The following is a 22,724-nucleotide window of genomic DNA, read 5'->3' on the forward strand; positions in this document are numbered from 1 at the left end:
GGTTACATTCCGAACCCGGAAGCTAAGCCTTACAGCGCCGATGGTACTGCAGGGGGGACCCTGTGGGAGAGTAGGACGCCGCCGAACAATTCTTCAGAAGAACCCCCAGCCGGGGAAACCGGGCTGGGGGTTCTTCGCATTTCCGGATCATCCCACCCGCTGGTGTCACTTCGTCCACCAGAAGGTGGTCCTAGCACCACCCCGGAATTGGGGTGCCATGGCCAGTGTGGGTGCAGACCGGTTCGTGAAGACTGATGGAGGACGATCGGTACCGGCATCAGGAGCTTCCCGTGACAACAGTGACTCGTACGAGCGGCCCGTCCGTGCGTGCGCAGGCCCGGGCCGCCTTCGCGGCCGGCGGTGAGGGCCTGACACGACTGGTCGTGGTGCTGCTGGCCGCGGTGCCGGGGTTCGTCCTGCCGATAGGGGCAGCGGTGACCTCGGGGGTGATCGCGGCCCAGATCCTCCAGAACTACTCCCCGGAGATCTTCGCCGCGCTGCTGGTGGCGGCGTTCGTCGGTTCGGTGGTGGCGGCCTTCCTCGTCCGCGGCGTCGCCGACCGCACCCGTGGCCAGCTGGAGCGGTGGTTCGGCATACGGTTGCCGGCCACCTACGAGCCTTGTCCGGAGCTGGAGTTGGACGGTCGCGGGCACTGGTGGACGGGCTACACCTACCACCGCTCGCGGACGGTGGCGAAGTACGCACAGGTCGTCCACTGGGGCCTGCGGGACCGGACCACCCGCGCCGAGCTGCTCTGGATGCTGGTGAACCCGTTCCTCGTCGCGGCGCTGGTCGGACCGGTGGCCGTGCTGCTCGGGACGGGCGCCGCCTGCATCCTGTCGGGGCCGGTGCCGGCGGACGGGGTCGGCCCGTTGAACGGCCGGATGATGTCCGTCCTGCTGAGCACCGGACTCGGGGCCGCCGTGATCGTCGTCGGCGTACTCGTGGCACCGTTCGCGGTGCGGGTGTACGTGGAGGCGGCCCGTCGGGTGCTGGACCAGGACGGCCGGGCGACGCACGCCCAGCTGACCAGGCGGGTGGCCGAGTTGACCGAGACGCGGGCGGACGCGGTGGGCAGCCAGGCGGCCGAGCTGCGGCGGATCGAGCGGGACCTGCACGACGGCGCCCAGGCGCGACTGGTGGCGATCGGGATGACGTTGGGCACCATCGAGCACCTGATGGACACCGACCAGGACGCCGCCCGGGAGCTCCTCGCCGAGGCCCGCCAGTCCTCGGCCCGGGCCCTGCAGGAGCTGCGGGACCTGGTGCGCGGCATCCACCCGCCGGTGCTCGCCGAGCGCGGACTGGGCGACGCCGTCCGGGCCCTGGCGCTGGACAGCGCGCTCCCGACCGAGGTGTGCGTGAGCCTGCCGGACCGGCCGCCGGCCCCGGTGGAGGCCGCCGTGTACTTCAGCATCTGCGAGCTGCTGGCCAACGCCGCCAAGCACTCCGAGGCGGAGCAGGTGTGGGTGGACATCCTCCACCGGGCCGGCTTCCTGCGGGTCACGGTGACGGACGACGGCGTGGGGGTGGCGGACCCTTCGCGGGGGACCGGACTGCGCGGGATCGAGAAGCGATTGGGTACCTTCGACGGTGTCCTCTCCATCGACAGCACGTCGGGCGGACCCACCACCATCACCTTGGAGTTGCCGTGCGAGTTGTCCTCGCCGAGGACCTCTACCTCCTTCGCGAAGGCCTGATCCGGCTGCTGGAAGCGCACGGCTTCACCATCGCCGCGGCGGTGGAGACCGGTCCCGAGCTGTTGGAGGCGCTGCTGACCCACCGCCCGGACGTGGCCGTGGTCGACGTCCGGCTGCCCCCGACGCTCACCGACGAGGGCCTGCAGGCCGCGCTCAAGGCACGGCGGGAGATCCAGGGTCTGCCGGTGCTGGTGCTGTCGCAGCACGTCCAGCAGCTCTACGCGCGGGAGTTGCTGGCCGACGGAACCGGGGGGATCGGCTACTTGCTGAAGGACCGGGTGTTCAACGCCGGGCAGTTCATCGACGCGGTCCGCCGGGTGGCGGCGGGCGGGACGGCGATGGACCCGGACGTGATCGCCAAGCTGATGCAGACCACCTCGCGCCGGCCCGGTCCGCTGCTGCGGCTGTCCCCGCGCGAGCGCGAGGTGCTGGAGCTGATGGCCGAGGGCTGTTCCAACTCGGCGATCGCCGCCCGGCTCTCGGTGAGCGACGGTGCGGTGGCCAAGCACATCGCCAACATCTTCAGCAAGCTCGAACTCGCCCCCGACGAGGACGCCAACCGCCGGGTGCTGGCCGTACTGACCTACCTCAACGGCACGGCGGGGCAGACCCGCTGACGGTCCGATCGGCCTCCGGCGCAGCTCCGCGCGGTGCCGGAGGCCGTGGCCGGGCCTACGCACTGTGACACCCCAGGCTGTGGGAACGCTTAAACACGTGTACGAGTAAACTCCGGTGGGCCGAGCCCGGAGGTTGCTCAGCCGTCCGGCGGCCCGACCAGCGGGACCCGGCAGCCGTGGCAGTACGGCAGCAGCCGACATCCAGGGGTTGATAGACGTAATGGCACGCCCAACGCTCACCAAGGCCCATCGGGGCCTGCTCGGCCTGGTCGCGGCCGGTGCCTGCATCATCTCGGGCATCGGTTTCGCCGGTTCGTACAACGCGGTGCGCGATCTGGCCCAGGAGAAGGGCTTCGGTGCGTTCTCCTACGCCTTCCCGATAGGCGTGGACGCCGGCATCGTCGTCCTCCTCGCACTCGACCTGGTGCTGACCTGGCTGCGGATCCCCTTCCCGATGCTGCGGCAGACCGCCTGGCTGCTGACCGTCGCCACCATCGCGTTCAACGCGGCCGCCTCCTGGGGCGACCCGCTCGGCATGGGGATGCACGCCGTCATCCCGGTGCTCTTCGTCGTCGTGGTCGAGGCCTCGCGGCACGCGGTCGGCCGGATCGCGGCGATCACCGCGGACCGGCACATGGAGTCGGTCCGGGTGATGCGCTGGATCCTCTCCCCGGTACCGACCTTCCGGCTCTGGCGGCGGATGAAGCTCTGGGAGCTCCGCTCCTACGACGAGGTCATCCGACTCGAACAGAACCGGCTGGTCTACCGGGCGCAGCTGCGCTTCCGGTACGGCCGCGGCTGGCGTCGGTCGGCGCCGATCCAGGCGCTGCTGCCGCTCAAGCTCGCCAAGTTCGGCGTGCCGCTGGACCCGGCGCTGCTCGACCGGCTGGACGACGAGGGCCGTGAGCGCGAGGTCCAGGAGGTCCCGGCGGCACAGGAGGCGCAGGGGATCGACACCCAGGAGAACCGCGCCACCGCGGCCATCGCCCCGGTCGCCGCGGCCGACGGCCGGCGGCCCCAGCACCCGGATCAGGCACCGCAGGCCTCCCAGCAGGCCGTTCAGCAGGCCCCGCAGCCGCAGCCCGAACAGGCCCAGGCCCAGGCGCCCGCGGCCGTTGCGCCGATGTCCGCCGAGGTCGCCGCGCCGATGCTCGCCAAGCTGGCCGCCGTCCGGCTGCGGGCCGCCCAGGAGCCGGACGCGGAGGGGGAGGCCGTTCCGCAGCCGCGCGGCGAGGAGCTGAACGTCTGGACCGAGCGCCCGGTCCGCACCACCGGCCACCCGGCCGACGCCGCCCCGGGCGGGCGGGTGCCCGGGCAGGCCTCGCCCTGGTTCAAGCCCCCGCGCCCGGTCGCCGAGGAGCCGGCCCTCGCCCCCGAGCCCGCGCCCGGTCCGCAGGCCCAGCACCCGGTCGGCCCGCAGCCGCAGCCCGAGCAGCCCGCCGAGCCCCGACAGCCTGCCGAGCCCGCGCCGCCGGTAGAGGCCGAGGAACCCGCCCACGCCGAGCAGCCCGTGCACGCCGAGGACCCCGTGCTCCCTCCGGTGCCCGCGCGCCTCGACCCGGACGTCGCCTACGAGGCGCTCGTCTCGTACATCGACGTCCACGGCCACCAGCCGGACCCCCAGCGCCTGGCCGACTGGCTGACCAGGGAGTACGGCGTCACGGGCAAGGGCGCGAACGGTTCGGTCCACCCCAAGGAGGTCGCCGAGCTCTTCCCGGAGCTGCGCGACCGCTACGTCGCCGCCGGGAGGGACTGACCGCGGGAACCGGCCGCAGCCGCCACCGACCAGGGCCCGGCAGAGGCCGTTGACGCCCTGTCCCGCCGGAGCTACCTTCACCTCAACAAATTGTTGAAGCACTGGTTCGGCATGAAGGAGTGCGGATGACACGGGTCGGGGTCGACGGAAACGGGCCGGCGGACGGGGCCTCCTTCTCCGCCGCGGCCCGCGCCGCCGTGGAGGCGCTGCTCGCCCCGGTCGACGCCGATCTGGCGCGCCGTTACCCGGGCGAGCCCGCGAGCCGGCAGCCGGTGCACACCGTCTACGTCCCGGCCGACGCCTTCGGCGCCGACACCGTGCGGGACTGGGGCCGCCGGGCCCTGGAAGCCTTCGACCGCCACGCCGCCACCCCCGCCGCGCTGGCCCGCGCCCTCGGGGTGGCGGACGACGAGCTGCTCGCCGACGTGCACGCCCGGGTCCGCGCCAAGCTGGAGCGCGAGCCGGTCGAGGACCTGCGGATCGACTTCGAGGACGGCTACGGCCCCCGCCCCGACGCGGAGGAGGACGCGGCCGCCGTCCGCGCCGCCGAGCTGGTCGCCGCGGCGGTGGCCGAGGGCGGCGCCCCGCCGTACCTCGGCATCCGGACCAAGTGCCTGGAGGCCCCCGTCCGGGCCCGCGGCATCCGCACCCTGGAGCTGTTCCTGGCCACCCTGCTGGCCAACGGCGGGCTGCCGGAGGGCCTGGTCCTGACCCTGCCCAAGGTGACCTACGCCGAGCAGGTCACCGCGCTGGTCCGGCTGCTGGAGGACTTCGAGGACCGGGCCGGGCTGCCCGCCGGCCGGCTCGGCTTCGAGATCCAGATCGAGACCACCCAGGCGGTCCTCGGCCCGGACGGCCGGGCCACCGTCGCCCGGATGATCGAGGCCGCCGAGGGGCGCGCCACCGGTCTGCACTACGGCACCTTCGACTACAGCGCCGCCTGCGGCGTCGGCGCGGCCCACCAGAGCACGGACCACCCGGTCGCCGACCACGCCAAGGCGGTCATGCAGGTGGCGGCCGCGGGCACCGGGGTGCGGCTCTCCGACGGCTCGACCAACGTCGTCCCGGCCGGCTCCACCGAGCAGGTGCACGCCGCCTGGAAGCTCCACCACGGCCTGGTCCGCCGCTCGTTGGCCCGCGCCTACTACCAGGGCTGGGACATGCACCCGGCGCACCTGCCGACCCGCTACGTCGCGGTCTACTCCTTCTACCGCGAGGGCCTGGCGGCCGCCGCCGCCCGGCTGGCCGCGTACGTCGCGAAGGCGGGCGGCAACGTGCTGGACGAGCCGGCCACCGCCCGGGCGCTGAGCGGCTACCTGCTGCGCGGGCTGGACTGCGGCGCCGTCGACCCGGCCGAGGTCACCGCGCTGACCGGCCTGGACCGCGCGCGGCTGAACGCCCTGGCCGGCCGCTGAACCGTCCGGTGACCCGTCCCGCGACCGGGCGGCGGCCGGCTGCCGGACCCGGCCGCCGGTCCCGCCCGCCGCGTGCCAACTAGGCTGGCGGTGCCGCCCCGGTGTCCCGGGGCGTGCGCCGTCAGCCTTCGCCGCCCCCGGGAGGATCCCCGCACCATGGCCGTCACGCCGGAGCCCACCGCCAGGCCGTACCTCACCATCCGGCGGGCCGGCAGCCACGAGATCGAGATCAAGAAGTCCCGGTTCATCTGCCACCTCGCCCGGGTCGCCGACGAGGAGGAGGCGCAGGCCTTCATCGCCGGCATCCGCAAGCAGTACTGGGACGCCCGGCACAACTGCACCGCCTTCGTGGTCGGCGACGAGCAGCGCCGGGAGCGGTCCAGCGACGACGGCGAGCCCGGCGGCACGGCCGGGGTGCCGATGCTGGAGGTGCTGCGACGGCGCGGGCTGACCGACACCGCCGCCGTGGTCACCCGGTACTTCGGCGGGATCAAGCTCGGTGCGGGCGGCCTGGTGCGGGCGTACGGGAACGCGGTGTCGGAGGCGGTGGACGAGATCGGCCTGCTGGAGCGCCGGCCGGTCGCGCTGCTCGCGGTGACGGCGGACCACGTCCGGGCCGGTCGGGTGGAGAACGACCTGCGGGCGGCCGGGTACGCGGTGAGCGACCTGGCCTACGAGGCCACCGGGGTGCGGATCGAGGTGGGCGTGCCGGAGCCGGACGTGGCGGAGTTCCACACCTGGTTGGCCGAGGCGACCGGCGGCACCGCGGTGGCGGTCCCGGCCGGCCGCACCTACGTCGAGGTGCCGGTCTGACCGCGGGGGCGGGGGGCACCTGGTGGGGCCCGGGTGGCGGACGGTCCGTCGGACGGCCGGTCGGACGGCCCGTGACCGGCCCTTTCCCGTAGACCAGGACCCGCGCCACGCGGAAGACCGCTTGAGCAGATTCACCCGAACGTAGTGTCGTAGCCCGGAGTTGGAACTTCCCCTCCGGGCCGTGGCGTTTCCTGGGCAAGGCTCCGGCAGAACCGGACGAAACCATCGATGGAGGACACAGGACCCCACCCCGCACCGCGGAGGTACGTGCATGACCTCAGACCGTTCGACCTCGAATCCCCAGTCCGCGACGAACCCGACCTCGAACCACCCGACCTCGAACCACCCGACCCCGATCCGTCCGGCCTCCGGTCACCCGATCGCCAACCGCCCCGCCCCGAACCGGGTCCGCCCGCACGCCGCTGCCGACCTGCCCGGCCCCCGCGGTTCGGCGGCGCCGTACCGGATGACGGTCACCACGGCCCTCACCCACGCCGAAGCCGTCGCCCTGGCCGACGAACAGCTGGCCTGCTGGCTGAAGCAGGAGGGCTTCGAGGAGCCCCCGCCGGCCCGCCGCGCCCCCGCCGGGAGCGCCGAACCGGATCCCGTCACCGAGCGCCTGCGGCTGGGCGAGCGCGTCCTGCTCGACCGCGACCGCGGTCCGCTGCGCGGCGGTCCGGGCGCCGGCCGCTACGACCGCCGCCGACTGCGGACCCCGGCCCCGCACGGCACCCAGCAGCTCACCCTCACCCTGGCCACCGCTCCGGACGGCCCCACCTGGGTCCGGCTGGAGGCCGAGACCCACAGCACCGGCAGCGGCGTGCGCACCCCGTGCCGGGTGCCGGTGCCCGAACTCGCCCGCTCGCTCCTCCCGCTGCTCGACGCCACCGACGGCCCGGCCGCCGTCCACTCCGCACCCCGGGTGATCACGGCCGACGAGGTCGACGCCCTGATCGACGAGCTGTGCGACCCCGAGCGCAGGCTGCCCACCGTGGTGGCCAGCGTCCCGGTGAACCTCCCGCTCGACCGCTGGGTGCAGGACGTGGTGGCCCCGCTCTGCCAGCAGCTGCCCGGTCTCGCCACCGCCTACGTGCTGGACCCGGCCGCCCGCACCGGGTTCAACGTCGCGCTGGAGTACCACACCGTCTACGGCGGGGCGGTGCGCACCTACCTGCCCGAGGTCGACCCGGCCTCCCGCCAGGACAGCGCCCGACATCCGGTGCTCGCCCGGGGCCGAATAGAGGAGGACCTGCGCCGTGCCGCCGCGCTGCTCGCCCGCGAGCCGCGCCGCCTGGCCGCGGAGCAGCCGTTGCCGCCGCCGCTGGCGGCCGTTCCGGTGCTGCGCGTCCCGCCGCCGCAGCTCCGCCAGGCCGCGGAGCAGCTTGCGGACCGGAGCGCCGACCGGAGCGAGGAGCGGACCGCGGAGCAGTCCGTCGGGAGTACGGCCGAGCAGGACGTCGACCGGACGGCCGGGCCGGCCGCCCCGCACCAGGGCGTCGAACTGGCCGCGCTCGCCCGCGAGGAGCAGCAGGACCGGGTCGAACAGCAGGCCAGGGCCGACGAGTTGGAGCGGGTCCGGCACACTCTGCGCCTGGAGCGCCGCGAGCACCGCGAACGGGGCCAGGTCCGCGACGGCCGGGACGTCCGGGAGGGCCGCCTCCACTCCGGAGCCCGTGGCCTGACCGGGCGCCACTGCGTCGCACCGGGCGGCGGGCCGACCGTCGGCCCGCACCCGGCCGTCCAGTCCCCCGACCACCGTGGCACGCCCGAGACCTTCACCGAACTCATGGGCAGACTGGGCGAGTTCCCCCTGGTGACCTTCACCGGTGACCAGAAGACCGCGCTCGCCCTGGACGAGCTCCAGTGCGCGGGCGCCGGCTGGGCCAGGCTCGCCTGGGACGGGCTGACCGCTCTTCAGGAGTACGCCGAGGCGGCCGTGCGCGGGGCGGCCGGCGGGGACTTCAAGCAGTGGTGCGAGCGGACGCCCGAGGGCTGTCGCCGCTTCCCGCCCCGCAAGGCGGTCCGCGGGGAGTCCCGGACGGTGTTCAGCCACACCAAGTGGAAGCGCGAGCGGATGCTGCCGGTGCCGGAATGCGTCGACTCCTCCCGGCGCGCGTTCATGGGCGCGCACCTGCGGATCGGCGGCGGTCGCACCGCGCCCCGGCTGCACTACCTGGACGACTGCTCCGGCAGCGGGCGGATCTACGTCGGCTACATCGGTCTGCACCTGACCAACACCCGGACCAACTGACCGGCTTGGCTGACCGCCGCGCCCGTTCGGGGGACAATGTCCGGCAGGGGCGGCTCCACGGGCTCGCCGATCGCCCCGGGCAGGCGCCGGACGAGCATGGGGGAACGACGACCGATGCAGTACTCAGCAGACGGCCAGTCCGAGGGAACCGCCACCGTCCAGTTCCCCCGACCGGGCTTCCTCGCCTCGGTCTTCCGCGACCTCGGAGCCGAGGAAGGACAGGAGCCGGACGACGCCGCCGCCGGCCGCCCCGGCGGTGGCGCGGCCGGTGACGGGCCGTCCGGCGTGGGCCCGACCAGTAGCGGTCCGTCCGGCCAAGGTCCGTCCGTCCCGGGCCCCGCCGACCGGGGAAACGGAGCCGGAGTCGGAGGCGGAGCCGGCGAGGCCGACCCGGACGAGGCCGTGGCGGCGCACGCCCGGGCCGCCGCCCTGACCCACCACCGCACGCTCGCCGTGCGGGCCGAGCACGACCGGCTGGCCGACCTGCTGCGGCGGGCCGCGCTGCCCGTCTCGGCCATGGACTTCGAGAGCCAGCTGCGCCACTACCAGCCCCGCCCCTACCCGGCCGACGGTCCCGGCACCGCCGAGGAGCCCGAGCCCCGCTGGGAGGACTTCGCGCCCGCCGAGCCGCCCGCGGCCGACCCGGAGAGCGGCCCGTCCCGCCGACTGCTCGACTCCGGCTACCAGCGCGAGCTGGCCCAGGCCCGGCTCACCCACCAGCGCGCCCTGCGCGAGTGGCGCACCCGCCGGGCCGAGGCCGGCAGCCCGGCCGCCGACGAGTCCCGGCGTGCCCACGAGGCGGCGGAGGAGGCCCGGGCCCGGGCCGTGCGCGAGTACAACGAGAGCCTGGAGGAGTGCCGGCGGGCCTACCGGCTGGCCGAACCGGCCGCCGTGGAGTCGCTGCTGGAACGCGCGCTGGCCGCCGCCGAGACCGCCACCCAGGACCTGCCCGCCCCCTGCCGGGCGGTCTTCCGCCCGCTCACCCGCACCGCCGTGCTCGACCTCGACCTGCCGCCGCTCGACCTGGTGCCCTCGCTCACCGGCTACCGGCTCGCCCCGGACGGCGACGTCCTCCCGGTGCCGCGCCCGCCCGTGGACCGGGCCACCGACTACCTGCGGCTGGTCGCCCGGCTCGCGCTGCGCGCCCTCCAGGCCGCCGACGCCGTCGACACCGACGAGATACTCACCGGCGTCGTGCTCAACGGCTGGCTGCGCGACCCCGCCGCGGCGGAGCCGCTCTGCCTGGTCAGCGTGGACGCCGACCGCGACGCACTGGCCCGTACCCGGCTGCTGCCGCCGGGCACCCCGTACGAGGAGCGGGACGACGAGGGCGTCTACGCCGACGCCGAGCAGGACGAGGCCCTGGTGCGGTTGCGCCAGCTCGGTGCCGCCGTCACCCCGGACCCGTACGACCGGGCCGCGGTGCAGCCGGCCGCCCGGGTCGGGGCCACCGTGCCGGCCGCCGCCGACCTGTCCGCCAACGAGTTCGCCCACCTGGTGCGGGACCTGCTGACCCGCGGCGGGATCGCGCAGTGGAGCGTCCGGCTGCGCGGCCCGGCCGGGCTGGTCGCCACCGGCGAGGGCGCGCCCGGGACGGCGCTGCCCGGCCGCTGGGTGGTCTGGGCCTCCCGGGACGCCGCGGCGATCGGCGCCGAGCAGATCGAGACCCTGGTCGAGGCGGTCGGCGAGGAGTCCGCCGAGCGCGGGCTGCGGCTGACCACCGGCCGGTTCACCGAGGAGGTGCTGGACCTCACGGCGGAGGAGGGCCACCGGCACATCCACCTGATCGACGGCGACGGCGTCCGCGAACTCGCCCGCACCCACCTCGGCCTGCCGCTCGCCACGGGCGGCTGATCCGCCCCGGCTGGCCGTCCGGGGCGGGCGGCCTCACTCCGACGGCCCAGCCGGCGGGCCGTCCGGTGGGCGCCCCGGCGGGCCCGGGCCGAGGCTGGGGGAACGGCTCCCGGCCGCGCCCCGGCACCCCGGGTGATCACCGTCGAACGGGCGTCCGGTACGGTCGGCGGTCGGCCCGGCCACGGGCGGACCCCAGGGGGAAGAGGAATGGGCAGAGCGTTCGGCGGAGCACCCGACCAGGGGCCCGGCCACCCGGCCGGATCCGGGCCGGAGCCGACCCGATGACCGCGGTACTGGTCGCCGCCGCGGCCTTCCTGATGACCCTGATCGGCGGTTTCGTCGCCCAGCGCACCCGCGACCGCCGCCACCTGGTGCTCGGCTTCGCCGCCGGACTGATGCTCGGCGTGGTCGCCTTCGACCTGCTGCCCGAGGCGATCCACCAGGCGCCGGGCGAGGTGCACGGCGTACCGCAGGCGCTGCTGATGTTCGCGGCCGGCTTCCTCACCATCCACGTGGTCGAGCGCGCGGTCGCCATCCACCGCGGCCACGAGGGCGAGTACGCCGCCCACTCGCACGGCCACCACGGTCACGACCACTCCGCCGGGCGCCAGGGCATCGGGCTGACCGCCGCGCTGGCCCTGGTCGGACACAGCGTGATGGACGGCTTCGCGATCGGCGCCGCCTTCCAGGCCGGCACCACGGTCGGCACGGTGGTGGCGATCGCGGTCGTCGCGCACGACTTCGCCGACGGCTTCAACACGTACACGATCACCCGGTTGTACGGGAACAACCGGCGCCGGGCGCTGACCCTGCTCGCCGCGGACGCGCTGGCCCCGGTGTCCGGCGCGGCGATCACCCTGGCGTTCACCATCCCGGGGCACCTGCTCGGCCTCTACCTGGGCTTCTTCTCCGGCTTCCTGCTCTACCTGGCGACCTCCGACATCCTCCCGGAGGCGCACAGCCCGCACCCCTCGCGCAGCACCCTGCTCTGCACCGTGGCCGGGGTCGGCTTCATGTGGCTGGTGATCGGCTTCGCCGGCTGAGGTCCGTCCGAAGCCGGCTGAGGTCCGTCCGAAGCCGTCCGAGGTCCGTCCGAAGCCGTCCGAGTCGGGGGCCGTACCGGCTCAGGCCGGCAGCCGCCGCCAGCACTCCCGCATCGAGGCCAGCGCCTCGGTGATGGCCGGCCGCCGGGAGGCCTGGGAGCGCCAGAGCGCGAACACCCGGCGGCTCGGCTCCGGCGTCACCGGGCGGGCCGCCACCCCGGGCGGCAGCGGGCCGCGGCCGAGCCTCGGCACCAGGCCCATCCCCAGGCCGGCGGCGACCAGCGCGATCTGCGTCTCGAACTCCCCGACCTGGTAGCGCACGTCCGGTTCCTCGCCGACCTCGCGCAGGGTGCGGACCAGCCAGTCGTGGCAGATGTTGCCGGGCGGCACGCTGATCCAGCGCTGCCCGCACAGCCGCTCCACCGGCACCGGGTCGAGCGCAGCCAGTGCGTCGTCGGCGGGCAGCAGCAGGTCCACCGGGTCGGTGCCGAGGTCCATCCGGGAGACGCCCTCCTGCACCGGCAGGGGCACGGTCGGCCAGTCCTGCACCAGCGCCAGGTCCACCTCGCCCCGGGCCACCAGCTCGGCCGCCGGGTAGGGGTCGCGCTCCAGCAGCCGGACGTCCAGCTCCGGGCAGCGCCGCCGCAGGTCGGCCAGCGCCGCGGGCATCAGCCCGCGGGCACCGGACGGGAACGCGGCCACCAGCAGCCGCCCGACGGCCTGACCGCGCTGCTCCTCCAGCCGCACCTCGGCCTGCTCCACCAGCCCCAGCACGGTCTGCGCGGTGGCGGCCAGCTCGCGCGCCGCGTCGGTCAGCACCACGCCCCGGCCTTGCCGCTCCAGCAGCACCGTCCGGGTCTCCCGTTCCAGCTTGGCGATCTGCTGCGAGACCGCCGAGGGCGTGAAGCCGAGTGCGGCCGCCGCCCCGCCGACCGAGCCGTGCACCGCCACCGCGTGCAGCGCCCGCAGGCGCCCCAGGTCCATCATGCAGCGATCCTAAAGCGTCCACTTCAGTATTCGTCGCTGGTGCTACACGGTCCGGCGCCACCATGCTCGACCCATGACCGCGACAACCGCCGCCGCCCCGGGCGGCCAGCACGGCACGGGCACCACGGGCACCACAGGGAGCACGGGGAGTGCGGGCACCACGGGGAGTACGGACGGCCACGGCAGCCGGGCCGGCATGAGCCCGCGCCACATCGCCCTGGCCGTCCTGGTGGCCGCCGTCTGGGGCCTCAACTTCGTCCTGATCCACGTCGGCCTGGACAGCTTCCCGCCGCTGCTCTTCTGCGCCCTGCGGTTCGCCGTCGTCGCGGTGCCGGCGGTCTTCTTCGTCGGCCCGCCCAGGGTGGCCTGGCGCTGGGTGGTGGCGGTCGGGGTGGTCCTCGGGGTGGTCAAGTTCGGGCTGCTCTTCCTCGGCATGCACGCCGGGATGCCGGCCGGGCTCTCCTCCCTGGTGCTCCAGGGGCAGGCCGGCTTCACCGCGCTGTTCGCCGCCGTGCTGCTGCGCGAACGCCCCGGCGGGCAGCGGCTGGCGGGCCTGGCGGTCGCCTTCGCCGGCATCGCCCTGAGCGCCTGGGACCAGGGCGCCGGCGGGCCGCTCGGGGCCTTCGCCCTGGTCGTCCTGGCCGCCGTCGCCTGGGGCCTGGCCAACGTGCTGACCCGCAGGGCCGCGCCGCCGGACGCGCTGCGCTGGATGGTCTGGGTCAGCGCCGTCCCGCCGCTGCCGCTGCTGGCCCTGTCCCTGCTGGTCGAGGGGCCGGAGGCGGACCTGCGCGCACTGCGCGAGATCACCCCGGCCGGCCTGGGGGCGATCGGCTACGTCGGGCTGGTCTCCACCCTGCTCGGCTTCGTCGCCTGGAGCTTCCTGCTGCGCAGCTACGACGCGACCGCCGTCGCGCCGTACTCGCTGCTGGTCCCGGTGTTCGGGATGTCCTCGGCCTGGCTGCTGCTCGGCGAGCGGATCAGCCCGACGGCCGCCGCGGCCGCCCTGCTGGTGATCGCCGGGATCGGGATCACCGCGCTGCCGGCAGGAGCCGTCAGCGGCGCGGCGGCCCGGCTGCGAGGAAGCGGGCCTCGGCGGAGCGCAGCACCCGCAGCAGCACCTCCTCGTCGGCGGGGCTGACCTCGCCGAAGTACTCCTGCGCCACCTCGTCCCGGACCTGCCCGATCCGCTCCACCGCCGCCCGCCCGGCCTCGGTCAGCAGGATCCGCACCGCCCGCCGGTCGGCCGGGTCGGGGCTGCGCTCGACCAGCCCGGCCTCCTCCAGCGCGTCGACCACGGTGGTCGCCGAGCGCGGGGCGATGTGCAGCTTGTCGGCGAGGTCGCTCAGCCGCATCGCGTGGTCCGGGCTCTCGCAGCCGGGCACGTGGGCGAGCGTGCGCAGCGCCCGGGCCTGGCCGGGGGTGATGCCGTACGGCTCCAGCCGCCAGCCGGTCTGACGGCGGATCCGCTTGATCGCCCTGGTCATCGCGTCGGCCAGCTCGGCGGCGGTGCCGGGGGCGTCGGGCCGGGGGCCGGGGGAGGGGTCCGCCGGTCCGTCGGTCGGCGTGGTGGTCATCGGCGGTCTCCTCGGCTGGCGTCCGCCCAAGGGTAGCCGTCGGTCCGGGGCCCGCGGCCGGCGGCGGAGGGTGATCGCGGAAATATGTTGAGCCTAACTCAGCATCTGGGTTAGCGTTGCCCCAAGTGAGGGGACCCTAAGTTCCCCTTCCCGACCCTGGAGGGCCCATGCCCCGCTCCGAAGCCCGCGTCGCCACCGACCGTCCGGGCCGTTACGCCAAGCAGCTCACCGCCCACATGGGGCGCAAGATCGAGGCCGTCTACTCGGAGGAGACCGGCCGCGGCACGATGGTCTTCGGTGCCGGCACCGCCACCCTGGAGACGCGGCCGGACGCCCTGCTGCTCACCGTCGAGGGCGAGCGCGAGAACCTGCCCGGGCTGGAGGACGTCGTCGGCCGCCACCTGGTCCGCTTCGGGGCCCGCGACGAACTCGTCATCGAGTGGCACCGGGACAACGGCGAGCCCGGCCTGGTTCACCGCAACGAGGACCCCGAGGCCTGACGCCTCCCGGCCGTCGGCCGGGGCAGCCAGCGGGCGAGCGGCCACAGCACCAGGACGGCCAGGCACCAGCTCGCCACCACGTCCAGCAGCCAGTGGAAGTCGCTCCACACCAGCCCCGCGCCCACCCCGAGCGACAGCAGCACCGCGCCCGCGGCCAGCCACCGGGCGGCGAGCGGCCCCGCCACCCGGGCCAGCAGCAGCGCGGCCACCCCGTACGAGATCGCCGCGGTCGCGGTGTGCCCGGACGGGTACCAGCCCCACTGGCCCGCCGTCAGCGGCTCCCCGAGCGGCCCCGGCCGGGCGAACGCCGCCTTCGCCGGGACCACCAGCAGCGGGATCAGCCCCGCCGTCAGCGCCGCCACCGGCAGCGGCAGCCACCACCGCCCGGCGCCGGACCGGCGCGCCCGCCAGGCGGCCAGTGCGCCGGCCAGCAGCAGCACCGGAACGGCCGGGACGCTGCTGCCCAGGTCCGACAGGACGTGCCCGAGGCGGTCGAGCAGGGCGTTCGGGGAGTCCCGGTGGGCCGCGCGGACAGCCTGGCGGACCGAACGGTCCACGCCCAGCAGCGGCCCGTCCGCCGCGACCTGCCAGGACACCGCCAGCAGCAGCACCACGGCCACCACCGGTACGGCCACCGACCGCGCCACCCGGTCCAGAACGGCGAACAGCCGCCCCGGAGCAGGGGGGAGAGCTCCGGGGCGGCCCTGATGATCGCCGTTCCGCGCGCCCCGGGGGGTGTGGGTCGGACGGTCGGTCGATCGGCCTTCGGTGTGCGCCGACCCTCCCGGGCCGGCCTGGTCGTCCTCGTGCGGCACCCGCGGTACCGGCCCCGGGCGGGGCCCCGCGGACGGCCGCGCCAACGGCCGAGGCTCGCTGTCCATCGATGATGACACTACGTCAACAGCCTTTCCGCGCCGAGCGCCTTCAGCGATTCCGCACATCATCTTCACCCTGCGCCGGGCGGCCTCCGGGCGCCCCGTCGATCATGCCCGGACCGCCCGCCCGGCGCGCCGGGAAACCGAACGGCCCGTGCGGACCAGAGGTCCCCACGGGCCGTTCAGCGCTGTCCGGACAACCCTCCGGAAGGGGGTTCACGACCTGACGGACGCCACCGCTCAGAGGGCGGCGAACGCGCCCTCCAGGATGTCCAGGCCCTCGTTCAGCAGGTGCTCCGGCATGACCAGCGGCGGCAGGAAGCGCAGCACGTTGCCGTAGGTGCCGGCGGTCAGCACGACCAGGCCCTCGGCGTGGCAGGCCTTGGCGAGGGCCGCGGTGGCCTCCGCGTTCGGCTCCTTGCCGCCCGGGTGCACCAGCTCGACGGCGATCATCGCGCCGCGGCCGCGGACGTCACCGATGATCTCGTACTTCTCCTGCATGGCCCGCAGGCGGCCCAGCATGATCTCGCCGATCCGCTGCGCCTTGCCGTTGAGGTCCTGCTCCTTCATGGTCTCGATGGCGCCCAGCGCGGCGGCGCAGGCCACCGGGTTGCCGCCGTAGGTGCCGCCCAGGCCGCCGGTCTGCGCGGCGTCCATGATCTCGGCGCGGCCGGTCAGCGCCGACAGCGGCAGACCGCCGGCGATGCCCTTGGCGGTGGTGATCAGGTCCGGGACGATGCCCTCGTCCTCGCACGCGAACCACTGGCCGGTGCGGCAGAAGCCGGTCTGGATCTCGTCCGCGACGAACACGATGCCGTTCGCCTTCGCGAACTCCACGATCGCCGGCAGGAAGCCCTTGGCCGGCTCGATGAAGCCGCCCTCGCCCTGGATCGGCTCGATGATGATCGCGGCGACGTTCTCGGCGCCGATCTGCTTGTTGATGGTGTCGATCGCCTGGGCGGCGGCCTCGGCGGCGGCGTTCTCCGCACCGGTCAGCCAGCGGTACGGGTAGGCGACCGGCACCCGGTAGACCTCGGGCGCGAACGGGCCGAAGCCCTGCTTGTACGGCATGTTCTTCGCCGTCAGCGCCAGGGTCAGGTTGGTGCGGCCGTGGTAGCCGTGGTCGAACACCACGATGGCCTGGCGCTTGGTGTAGGCGCGGGCGATCTTCACCGCGTTCTCGACGGCCTCGGAGCCCGAGTTGAACAGCGCGGTGCGCTTCTCGTGGTCACCCGGGGTCAGCTCGTTCAGCTGCTCGGCGACGGCCACGTAACCCTCGTACGGGGTCACCATGAAACAGGTGTGGGTGAAGTTGGCCAGCTGCTCGGTCGTCCGGGCCACCACGGCCTCGGCGCTGTTGCCGACGTTGGTCACGGCGATGCCGGAGCCGAAGTCGATCAGCGAGTTGCCGTCCACGTCCTCCAGCACGCCGCCGTTGGCACGGGACACGTACACCGGCAGGGTGGTGCCGACGCCGGCCGCCACCGCACCCAGCTTGCGGGCGTGCAGCTCCTGCGACTTCGGACCGGGGATCGCGGTGACCAGGCGGCGCTCCTGCGGGAGCGGCGTTGCGGCGCTCATGGGGTTTCTCCAGACTTCTCGGCTCGGTGCTTCGCAGGCTACGGCCGCCCTCCCCGCCCGGGCACGCGCCACTCGGTAGCAGTGCGCCGTCCGACTTGTCCGGCACGGCCAGCCCGGGCGGCACGACTACCCGCAGGCCCCGCTCCACTACCCTGAGCGCGGGCGTGTCGCCGGTACGGCGGCATGGGTATGGCGGCACCGACGGCGGTCGGGCCGGGCGGGCGAGGGAGCGGGGCCGTACATGGCACACGACGGGGCACACCACCACGGCGAGCGCACCACCACCAGACCCCCGACGGCCCTACCCCACCCGCGGCCGGGTGGGAGCGCCTCCTCCTTCGACCTCGCGGCCTGGGCCTGCGCCCCCCGCCCCGACGCCGACCCGGGCGTCTTCCGGCTCGGCTACCGCCGCCTCGACCCGGAGCGGGCGGAGGCGGCCAAGGTCGCGACCTGGCCGCTGCTGCTGCGGGCGGGGCTCAACGCGGTGGTGGGGTGGCTGGCCTTCGTCTACGGCGTTGAGTTCGCTACGGACGGGGCGACGCTCATCGGCGTCTTGCCGTCACAGTCGGCCTTCGTCGCGACATCGGTTGTCCTCACACTGAATGTTCTGGTGATGGGCATCGTCATCAAAGTCTTCGGCCGGATGGGCCGCTGGCTAGAAGTGTGGCGCCGCTACGCCGCTCCGCTGCTGTCGCGCACCGTGACGCAGGAGCAGCCCGCCGAGGAGGACACCCCGGGCACGGGGGCTGTCGACCCCGTGCGGGGCCAGGACCCGTGGGACGGGCTGCGCCAAGGCGCGGCCGACGCGGCCGCCCGGCTGGACGGCGAGGCCGTGGGGGACGTCGACTACGTGCGGATCCGGCGCGCCTGGGAGTCCGCCCAGGCGGATCCGGTGTTCGTGCCCGCCTTCGCCGAGCAGGTGGCCACCCGCGGCGCGGCCGCCTTCGCTCACCCCTCCGAGGCGCGCGAGCTGCCCGGCCGCGCCGAGCAGCACGATCTGCTGCTCGGTCAGGTCCGGCTCGGCACCGCGCAGGACGTCCCGAAGAACCCGCTGGGCCACCGGGCGGCCGGTTTCGCCCTGGACCCGGCGGTGCTGGGCACCTCGCTGCTCGCCGTGGGCCCGGCCGGGACGGGGAAGACGACGCGGCTGGCCCGGCCGGTGGCCGAGGCGCTGTGCCTGCAGGCGCTGTCCGGCACCGCCTGCGCGGTGGTGGTCGGGGCGGCGGACGCCGATCTCGGCCCGGACTCCTGGTACGACGTGGTGATCGCGCCCGGCGACCCGTCCTCGCTGTACGGGCTGGACCTCTACGGCGCCGCGCGGGACCCGGACGAGGCGGCCGCCCGGCTGGCCGAGGCGCTGCTGCCGGACGAGCTGACCGCCCGCGCGGAGCACGCCCGCACCGCGCTGCAGCAGGTGGTGGGCCCCTTCCACGCGGCGTACGGCCGCTACCCGGGGGTGCGGGAGCTGCGGGCGCTGCTGGCCGGTGAGCCGGACGTGCTGGTGGCCCTGGTGAAGGCGCTCGGCGTGGCCGGGCGGCTGGCTGTCCACGAGCGGGACCTGGAGCACCGGGAGCGGCAGCGCGACCGGGCGGACGACCCCGGGGCGCTGCTGGCGGACCGGCTGGCGCTGCTGGAGCGGCCCGCCTTCGAGGGGGCGTTCGCGACCGACGGCACCGGTCGGCCCCCGTTCGCGATGCGGGTGCTGGACCACCCGCTGCGGGTGCGGGTGAAGCTGCCCGAGCGGAGCCACCCGGAGGTGGCGCGGATGCTGTCCCGGCTGGTGGTGGGGCAGTTCGTGCAGGCGGCCGGGACCCGGGAGGACCGCTCGCTGTTCGCCGGCCTGGTGGTGGACGACGCCTCGGCGGCGCTGGACGCCACCGCGGTGCGCGGCCTGCAGCGGATGCGCGGGGCGAACGCGGGCGCGGTGCTGCTGCTGCGGACGCTGGTGGACCTGCCGGAGGCGCTGCGGGCGCCGCTGTTCGGTGCGGTCGGCTGCCGGATGGCGTTCCCGGGGATCGCGCCGTGGGACGGCAAGCTGTTCTCGGAGGCCTGGGGGACGCATCTGGTGCAGGAGACCGCGGTCACCCACACCCCCGACACCTCCGGTGGCGTGATACGGCGCGCCGGGCGGATCGGGCGGAAGGCGTTGTCGGGGACGACGGCGCAGACGGAGTCGGTGACGACGCGGGACGTGGAGCGGCTGCGGTGGTCGCCGTCGGACCTGGCGCACGCGTTGCCGGCGGGGCACGCGGTGGTGTCGTTGACGGCGGTGTCGGGGGAGCAGGTGCCGCCGTTGCTGGTGGACCTCAGGGGCTGACGGCGGGGTGGGCCGGGGAAGTCGCCTTCGAGGTGGATTCGGCAGTGCGGGTTGTCCGGAGCGTCCATAATGAAGGGGAGAGACCCTCACCAGTCCCACGTCCCTCTCCTCGCCCGGCCGCAACGGCGCGGTCAGGTCGATCCCTCGAAGGTGCCATGCCCCCCACACTCGCCTCCGTCGTCCGCAACACCTCGCTCCACCTGACGGTCCTCGCCGGTGCGGATCACCTGGAGCGGCCGGTCCGCTGGGTGCACACCAGCGAGCTGGACGACCCGACGCCGTTCCTGGAGGGTGGCGAGCTGCTGCTCACCACCGGTATCAAGCTGGGCCGTACGGCGGCGCAGTTGCAGGCGTACGTGCACCGGCTGGCCGACGCGGGGGTGGTCGGGCTGGGGCTCGGGGTGGGGCTGTCGCACACCGAGGTGCCGCAGCCGCTGGTGGACGCGGCCGCGCAGCGCGGGCTGCCGCTGCTGCGGGTGCCGGAGCCGACGCCGTTCATCGCGATCAGCAAGGTGGTGTCGGCGGCGCTGGCCGCGGAGCAGTACGAGGCGGTGACGACCAGCTTCGAGGCGCAGGAGGAGCTGACCCGGGCGGCGCTCGGCAAGGACGGCACGACGGCGGTGGTGCGTCGGCTGGCGGCCCGGCTGGGGGGCTGGGCGGCGCTGTACGACGGGTCGGGCGCGCTGTCGGTGGTGGCCCCGGACTGGGCGGCGCGCCGGGCCGGGCGGCTGGCGGCGGAGGTGGACCGGCTGCGCCGGCGGCCGGCGCCGTCGAGTGCGGCCCTGCAGGGCCGCGCGCCGGGGATAGACACGGCGGACGAGGACTACGTGGTGGTCCAGTCGCTGGGGGCGGACCGGCGGGCCCGGGGTTTCCTGGCGGTCGGGACCGAGGACCGGATCACGCCGACCGAGCGGTACGTGCTGAACGCGGCGGTGGCGTTGCTGACGCTGACCCTGGAGCGGTCGCGGGAGCTGCGGCAGGCCGAGGAGCGGATGGGCGCGGCGCTGCTGCGGATGGTGCTGGCCGGTGAGGTGGCGACGGCCCGGCAGGTGGCGGTGGGGCTGTTCGGGGGGATGCCGGAGGGGACGGTGCGGGTGCTGGTGGCCGGGGCCGGGCCGGCCGCCGCGGATGCCGCGGAGGCGCTCGGGGAGCTGGGCGACCGGGCCGAGCAGGCGGGTTCCCGGGTGGGCGAGAAGCTGCTGGTGGCCCGGGAGGACGGGGCGCACGGGCCGCGGCTGATGGTGCTGGCGCTGGACAACGGCGCGGTGCACCGGGCCTGTCTGGGGGCGGTGGAGGAGCACGAGGGCCTGTCGCTGGGGGTCTCGGCGCCGGCCGCGCTGGAGGAGGCCGGGACGGCGCACGCGCAGGCCGAGCGGGCGCTGGCGGTGGCGCTGCGCGGTGGCCGCCGGTCGGTGGACCACGAGGAGGTCGGCGCGGGGTCGCTGCTGCCGCTGCTCGGCGAGGACGCGGTGACGGCGTTCGCGGAGGGGTTGCTGCGGCCGCTGCGGGAGCACGACCGGACGGCCCGCGGGGACCTGGTGGCCTCGCTGCGGGCGTGGCTGTCCCGGCACGGCCAGTGGGACGCGGCGGCGGCCGACCTGGGCGTGCACCGGCACACGCTGCGCTACCGGATGCGCCGGGTCGAGGAGCTGCTGGGCCGCTCGCTGGACGACACGGACGTGCGGATGGAGCTGTGGCTGGCGCTCCGCTCCGGCGAGGAGTGAGACGGGGAGTGAGAAGGACGGCGCCGGCCGAGGCGCGGGACCGGAACGACGTACCGGCCCCGCACGTACGCCCCCGTAGGACGCGGTGGAGTGGCCCCGGCGGCGAACGCTCCTAGTCGGCCAATCCGGTCGGCGCGCCGCCCCGCCTACCCTCAAAACCGGGTCCCACGTCCGTGGGCCGTAGGACAGACGAGGAGAGGGCCGGTACCACGGTGACCACCACGCACGATTTCTGGCTCGCCGGCCGCCGGGCGAGCGGCGACGCCGACTTCGAGGTGCACAACAGCTGGGACGGCCGTCTGGTCGGCAAGGTGAGCATCCCGACCGAGGCCCAGGTCGACGAGGCGCTGGACGCCGCCGTCGCCGCGCTGCCGGTGTTCGCCGCCACCCCGGCGCACCAGCGTGCCGCCGCCCTGGACCACGTGGCCAAGCGGCTGACCGAGCGCACCGAGGAGCTGGCCCAGCTGGTCAGCGCCGAGAACGGCAAGCCGATCAAGTGGGCCCGCGGCGAGATCGGCCGCGCGGTGTCGGTCTTCCGCTGGGCCGCCGAGGAGGCGCGCCGCACCAACGGCGAGACCATGCGGCTGGACACCGACCCGGGCGGGGTGGGCCGCTTCGCGGTGGTGCGCCGCTTCCCGCGCGGCGTGGTGCTCGGGATCGCCCCGTTCAACTTCCCGCTGAACCTGGTCGCCCACAAGGTCGCCCCGGCGATCGCGGTCGGTGCCCCGATCATCCTGAAGCCGGCCCCGTCCACCCCGCTGTCGGCGATGGCGCTGGGCGAGATCCTGGCCGAGACCGACCTGCCGGTCGGTTCCTGGTCGATCCTGCCGGTGCCGAACGACCGGATGCCGGCCCTGGTGCAGGACGAGCGCGTGCCGGTGATCTCCTTCACCGGTTCGGACAAGGTCGGCTACCAGATCATGGACTCGGTGCCGCGCAAGCACGTCACCCTGGAGCTCGGCGGCAACGCCGCGGCCGTGGTGCTCGCCGACTGGTCCTCGGAGGCCGACCTGGACTGGGCGGCCACCCGGATCGCGATGTTCGCCAACTACCAGGGCGGCCAGTCCTGCATCTCGGTGCAGCGGGTGATCGCCGACGCCTCGGTGTACGACGCGCTGGCGGAGAAGGTCGTCGCCAAGGTCCGGGCGCAGGTCACCGGTGACCCGGCCGACGGCGCGACCGACGTCGGCCCGCTGATCGACGAGAACGCCGCGAAGCGCGTCGAGTCCTGGGTCGAGGACGCGGTCGCCAAGGGCGCCAAGGTGCTCACCGGCGGTACCCGCGAGGGCGCGACCTACGCCCCGACCGTGCTGGCGGAGCTGCCCGGGGACGCCATCCTGGCCAAGGCCGAGGTGTTCGGCCCGGTGCTGTCGCTGCACAAGGTGGACGGCGTGGACGAGGCCTTCGCGGCCGTCAACGACTCCGCGTTCGGCCTCCAGGCGGGCGTGTTCACCCACGACCTGCAGACCGCCTTCCGCGCCCACCGGGAGCTGGAGGTCGGTGGTGTGATCATCGGCGACGCGCCGTCCTACCGTGCCGACCAGATGCCGTACGGCGGCGTCAAGGACTCCGGCGTCGGCCGCGAGGGCGTCAAGTACGCGATGGACGACTACACCGTCGAGAAGGTCATGGTCCTGACCGGCCTCGACCTCTGAGCGAGGTTGTAGCGACGTCACGGCGGAGGGCCCGGTTCACCGAACCGGGCCCTCCCCGCGTT

The 22,724-nt window shown here is 74.9% G+C and carries 17 protein-coding genes and 1 rRNA gene; 14 read left to right on the plus strand and 4 right to left on the minus strand.

The window, feature by feature from the left end:
* The 9 genes from rrf to ABZW03_RS08625 form a co-directional block, all read left to right on the plus strand.
* Window positions 1–87 (plus strand): 5S ribosomal RNA (rrf, locus tag ABZW03_RS08585); the annotation flags it as partial.
* Window positions 88–290: 203 nt separating this feature from the next.
* The gene (locus tag ABZW03_RS08590) at window positions 291–1,700 is read left to right on the plus strand and encodes a histidine kinase (RefSeq protein ID WP_355253953.1); all 1,410 of its coding nucleotides are present in this window, start codon (window positions 291–293) and stop codon (window positions 1,698–1,700) included.
* The gene (locus ABZW03_RS08595) at window positions 1,652–2,317 is read left to right on the plus strand and encodes a response regulator transcription factor (RefSeq protein ID WP_355253955.1); all 666 of its coding nucleotides are present in this window, start codon (window positions 1,652–1,654) and stop codon (window positions 2,315–2,317) included. Before ABZW03_RS08590 ends, ABZW03_RS08595 begins: the two co-directional genes overlap by 49 nt.
* A 220-nt stretch (window positions 2,318–2,537) precedes the next feature.
* Window positions 2,538–4,073 carry a DUF2637 domain-containing protein gene (locus ABZW03_RS08600; RefSeq protein WP_355253957.1) on the plus strand — a complete coding sequence of 512 codons (1,536 nt, stop codon included), beginning with the start codon at window positions 2,538–2,540 and terminating at the stop codon, window positions 4,071–4,073.
* Between the two features lie 125 nt (window positions 4,074–4,198).
* The gene (locus ABZW03_RS08605) at window positions 4,199–5,488 is read left to right on the plus strand and encodes an aldolase (protein WP_355253959.1); all 1,290 of its coding nucleotides are present in this window, start codon (window positions 4,199–4,201) and stop codon (window positions 5,486–5,488) included.
* Between the two features lie 156 nt (window positions 5,489–5,644).
* On the plus strand, window positions 5,645–6,301 hold the full coding sequence (locus ABZW03_RS08610; protein ID WP_355253961.1) for a YigZ family protein: 657 nt from the start codon (window positions 5,645–5,647) through the stop codon (window positions 6,299–6,301).
* 271 nt (window positions 6,302–6,572) lie between these two features.
* Window positions 6,573–8,552: a hypothetical protein gene (locus tag ABZW03_RS08615; protein ID WP_355253963.1), complete on the plus strand. Its 1,980-nt coding sequence runs from the start codon at window positions 6,573–6,575 to the stop codon at window positions 8,550–8,552.
* Between the two features lie 114 nt (window positions 8,553–8,666).
* The gene (locus ABZW03_RS08620) at window positions 8,667–10,406 is read left to right on the plus strand and encodes a restriction endonuclease (RefSeq protein ID WP_355253965.1); all 1,740 of its coding nucleotides are present in this window, start codon (window positions 8,667–8,669) and stop codon (window positions 10,404–10,406) included.
* Window positions 10,407–10,687: 281 nt separating this feature from the next.
* Window positions 10,688–11,449 carry a ZIP family metal transporter gene (locus ABZW03_RS08625; RefSeq protein ID WP_355253967.1) on the plus strand — a complete coding sequence of 254 codons (762 nt, stop codon included), beginning with the start codon at window positions 10,688–10,690 and terminating at the stop codon, window positions 11,447–11,449.
* Between the two features lie 81 nt (window positions 11,450–11,530).
* Here ABZW03_RS08625 and ABZW03_RS08630 read toward each other — a convergent pair whose 3' ends face one another.
* Window positions 11,531–12,436 carry a LysR family transcriptional regulator gene (locus tag ABZW03_RS08630; protein ID WP_355253969.1) on the minus strand — a complete coding sequence of 302 codons (906 nt, stop codon included), beginning with the start codon at window positions 12,434–12,436 and terminating at the stop codon, window positions 11,531–11,533.
* A 196-nt stretch (window positions 12,437–12,632) separates the two neighbouring features.
* Between ABZW03_RS08630 and ABZW03_RS08635 the strand changes: the two genes are divergently transcribed.
* Window positions 12,633–13,574 carry an EamA family transporter gene (locus ABZW03_RS08635; protein ID WP_355254007.1) on the plus strand — a complete coding sequence of 314 codons (942 nt, stop codon included), beginning with the start codon at window positions 12,633–12,635 and terminating at the stop codon, window positions 13,572–13,574.
* Here the strand turns inward: ABZW03_RS08635 and ABZW03_RS08640 are convergent.
* Window positions 13,489–14,010, minus strand: a complete 522-nt coding sequence (locus tag ABZW03_RS08640) for a MarR family transcriptional regulator (protein WP_355253971.1) — start codon at window positions 14,008–14,010, stop codon at window positions 13,489–13,491. The genes ABZW03_RS08635 and ABZW03_RS08640 overlap by 86 nt on opposite strands.
* 167 nt (window positions 14,011–14,177) lie before the next feature.
* On the opposite strand from ABZW03_RS08640, the gene ABZW03_RS08645 reads away from it, so the two are divergent.
* Window positions 14,178–14,510, plus strand: coding sequence for a DUF2218 domain-containing protein (locus tag ABZW03_RS08645; RefSeq protein ID WP_355253973.1), 333 nt, complete (start codon window positions 14,178–14,180; stop codon window positions 14,508–14,510).
* Here the strand turns inward: ABZW03_RS08645 and ABZW03_RS08650 are convergent.
* Together ABZW03_RS08650 and gabT are read right to left on the minus strand one after the other, a co-directional pair.
* Complete coding sequence (locus tag ABZW03_RS08650) at window positions 14,483–15,145, minus strand: phosphatase PAP2 family protein (RefSeq protein WP_355253975.1); 663 nt, start codon at window positions 15,143–15,145, stop codon at window positions 14,483–14,485. The two genes, ABZW03_RS08645 and ABZW03_RS08650, sit on opposite strands and share 28 nt — an antisense overlap.
* A 480-nt stretch (window positions 15,146–15,625) precedes the next feature.
* Window positions 15,626–16,966, minus strand: a complete 1,341-nt coding sequence (gene gabT / locus ABZW03_RS08655) for a 4-aminobutyrate--2-oxoglutarate transaminase (protein WP_355253977.1) — start codon at window positions 16,964–16,966, stop codon at window positions 15,626–15,628.
* Window positions 16,967–17,207: 241 nt separating this feature from the next.
* Between gabT and ABZW03_RS08660 the strand changes: the two genes are divergently transcribed.
* The 3 genes from ABZW03_RS08660 (at window position 17,208) to ABZW03_RS08670 (ending at window position 22,662) form a co-directional block, all read left to right on the plus strand.
* Complete coding sequence (locus tag ABZW03_RS08660) at window positions 17,208–19,283, plus strand: ATP-binding protein (RefSeq protein WP_355253979.1); 2,076 nt, start codon at window positions 17,208–17,210, stop codon at window positions 19,281–19,283.
* Between the two features lie 155 nt (window positions 19,284–19,438).
* Entirely contained in the window at window positions 19,439–21,007 is a 1,569-nt protein-coding gene (locus tag ABZW03_RS08665) for a PucR family transcriptional regulator (protein ID WP_355253981.1), read from the plus strand.
* 212 nt (window positions 21,008–21,219) lie between these two features.
* The gene (locus tag ABZW03_RS08670; protein ID WP_355253983.1) at window positions 21,220–22,662 is read left to right on the plus strand and encodes an aldehyde dehydrogenase family protein; all 1,443 of its coding nucleotides are present in this window, start codon (window positions 21,220–21,222) and stop codon (window positions 22,660–22,662) included.
* Window positions 22,663–22,724 lie beyond the last annotated feature (62 nt).

The organism is Kitasatospora sp. NPDC004799 (assembly GCF_040609095.1).
In the GTDB taxonomy this organism is placed as follows: Bacteria; Actinomycetota; Actinomycetes; order Streptomycetales; family Streptomycetaceae; genus Kitasatospora.

What these genes read in the sequence shown, in the direction of transcription:
- ABZW03_RS08600 (WP_355253957.1), top strand. Translation starts at nt 2,538, where the DNA reads ATGGCACGCCCAACGCTCACCAAGGCCCATCGGGGCCTGCTCGGCCTG.
- gabT (WP_355253977.1), bottom strand. Translation starts at nt 16,966, where the DNA reads ATGAGCGCCGCAACGCCGCTCCCGCAGGAGCGCCGCCTGGTCACCGCG.
- ABZW03_RS08645 (WP_355253973.1), top strand. Translation starts at nt 14,178, where the DNA reads ATGCCCCGCTCCGAAGCCCGCGTCGCCACCGACCGTCCGGGCCGTTAC.
- ABZW03_RS08615 (WP_355253963.1), top strand. Translation starts at nt 6,573, where the DNA reads ATGACCTCAGACCGTTCGACCTCGAATCCCCAGTCCGCGACGAACCCG.
- ABZW03_RS08630 (WP_355253969.1), bottom strand. Translation starts at nt 12,436, where the DNA reads ATGATGGACCTGGGGCGCCTGCGGGCGCTGCACGCGGTGGCGGTGCAC.
- ABZW03_RS08640 (WP_355253971.1), bottom strand. Translation starts at nt 14,010, where the DNA reads ATGACCACCACGCCGACCGACGGACCGGCGGACCCCTCCCCCGGCCCC.
- ABZW03_RS08610 (WP_355253961.1), top strand. Translation starts at nt 5,645, where the DNA reads ATGGCCGTCACGCCGGAGCCCACCGCCAGGCCGTACCTCACCATCCGG.
- ABZW03_RS08635 (WP_355254007.1), top strand. Translation starts at nt 12,633, where the DNA reads ATGAGCCCGCGCCACATCGCCCTGGCCGTCCTGGTGGCCGCCGTCTGG.
- ABZW03_RS08605 (WP_355253959.1), top strand. Translation starts at nt 4,199, where the DNA reads ATGACACGGGTCGGGGTCGACGGAAACGGGCCGGCGGACGGGGCCTCC.
- ABZW03_RS08660 (WP_355253979.1), top strand. Translation starts at nt 17,208, where the DNA reads ATGGCACACGACGGGGCACACCACCACGGCGAGCGCACCACCACCAGA.
- ABZW03_RS08665 (WP_355253981.1), top strand. Translation starts at nt 19,439, where the DNA reads ATGCCCCCCACACTCGCCTCCGTCGTCCGCAACACCTCGCTCCACCTG.
- ABZW03_RS08620 (WP_355253965.1), top strand. Translation starts at nt 8,667, where the DNA reads ATGCAGTACTCAGCAGACGGCCAGTCCGAGGGAACCGCCACCGTCCAG.
- ABZW03_RS08625 (WP_355253967.1), top strand. Translation starts at nt 10,688, where the DNA reads ATGACCGCGGTACTGGTCGCCGCCGCGGCCTTCCTGATGACCCTGATC.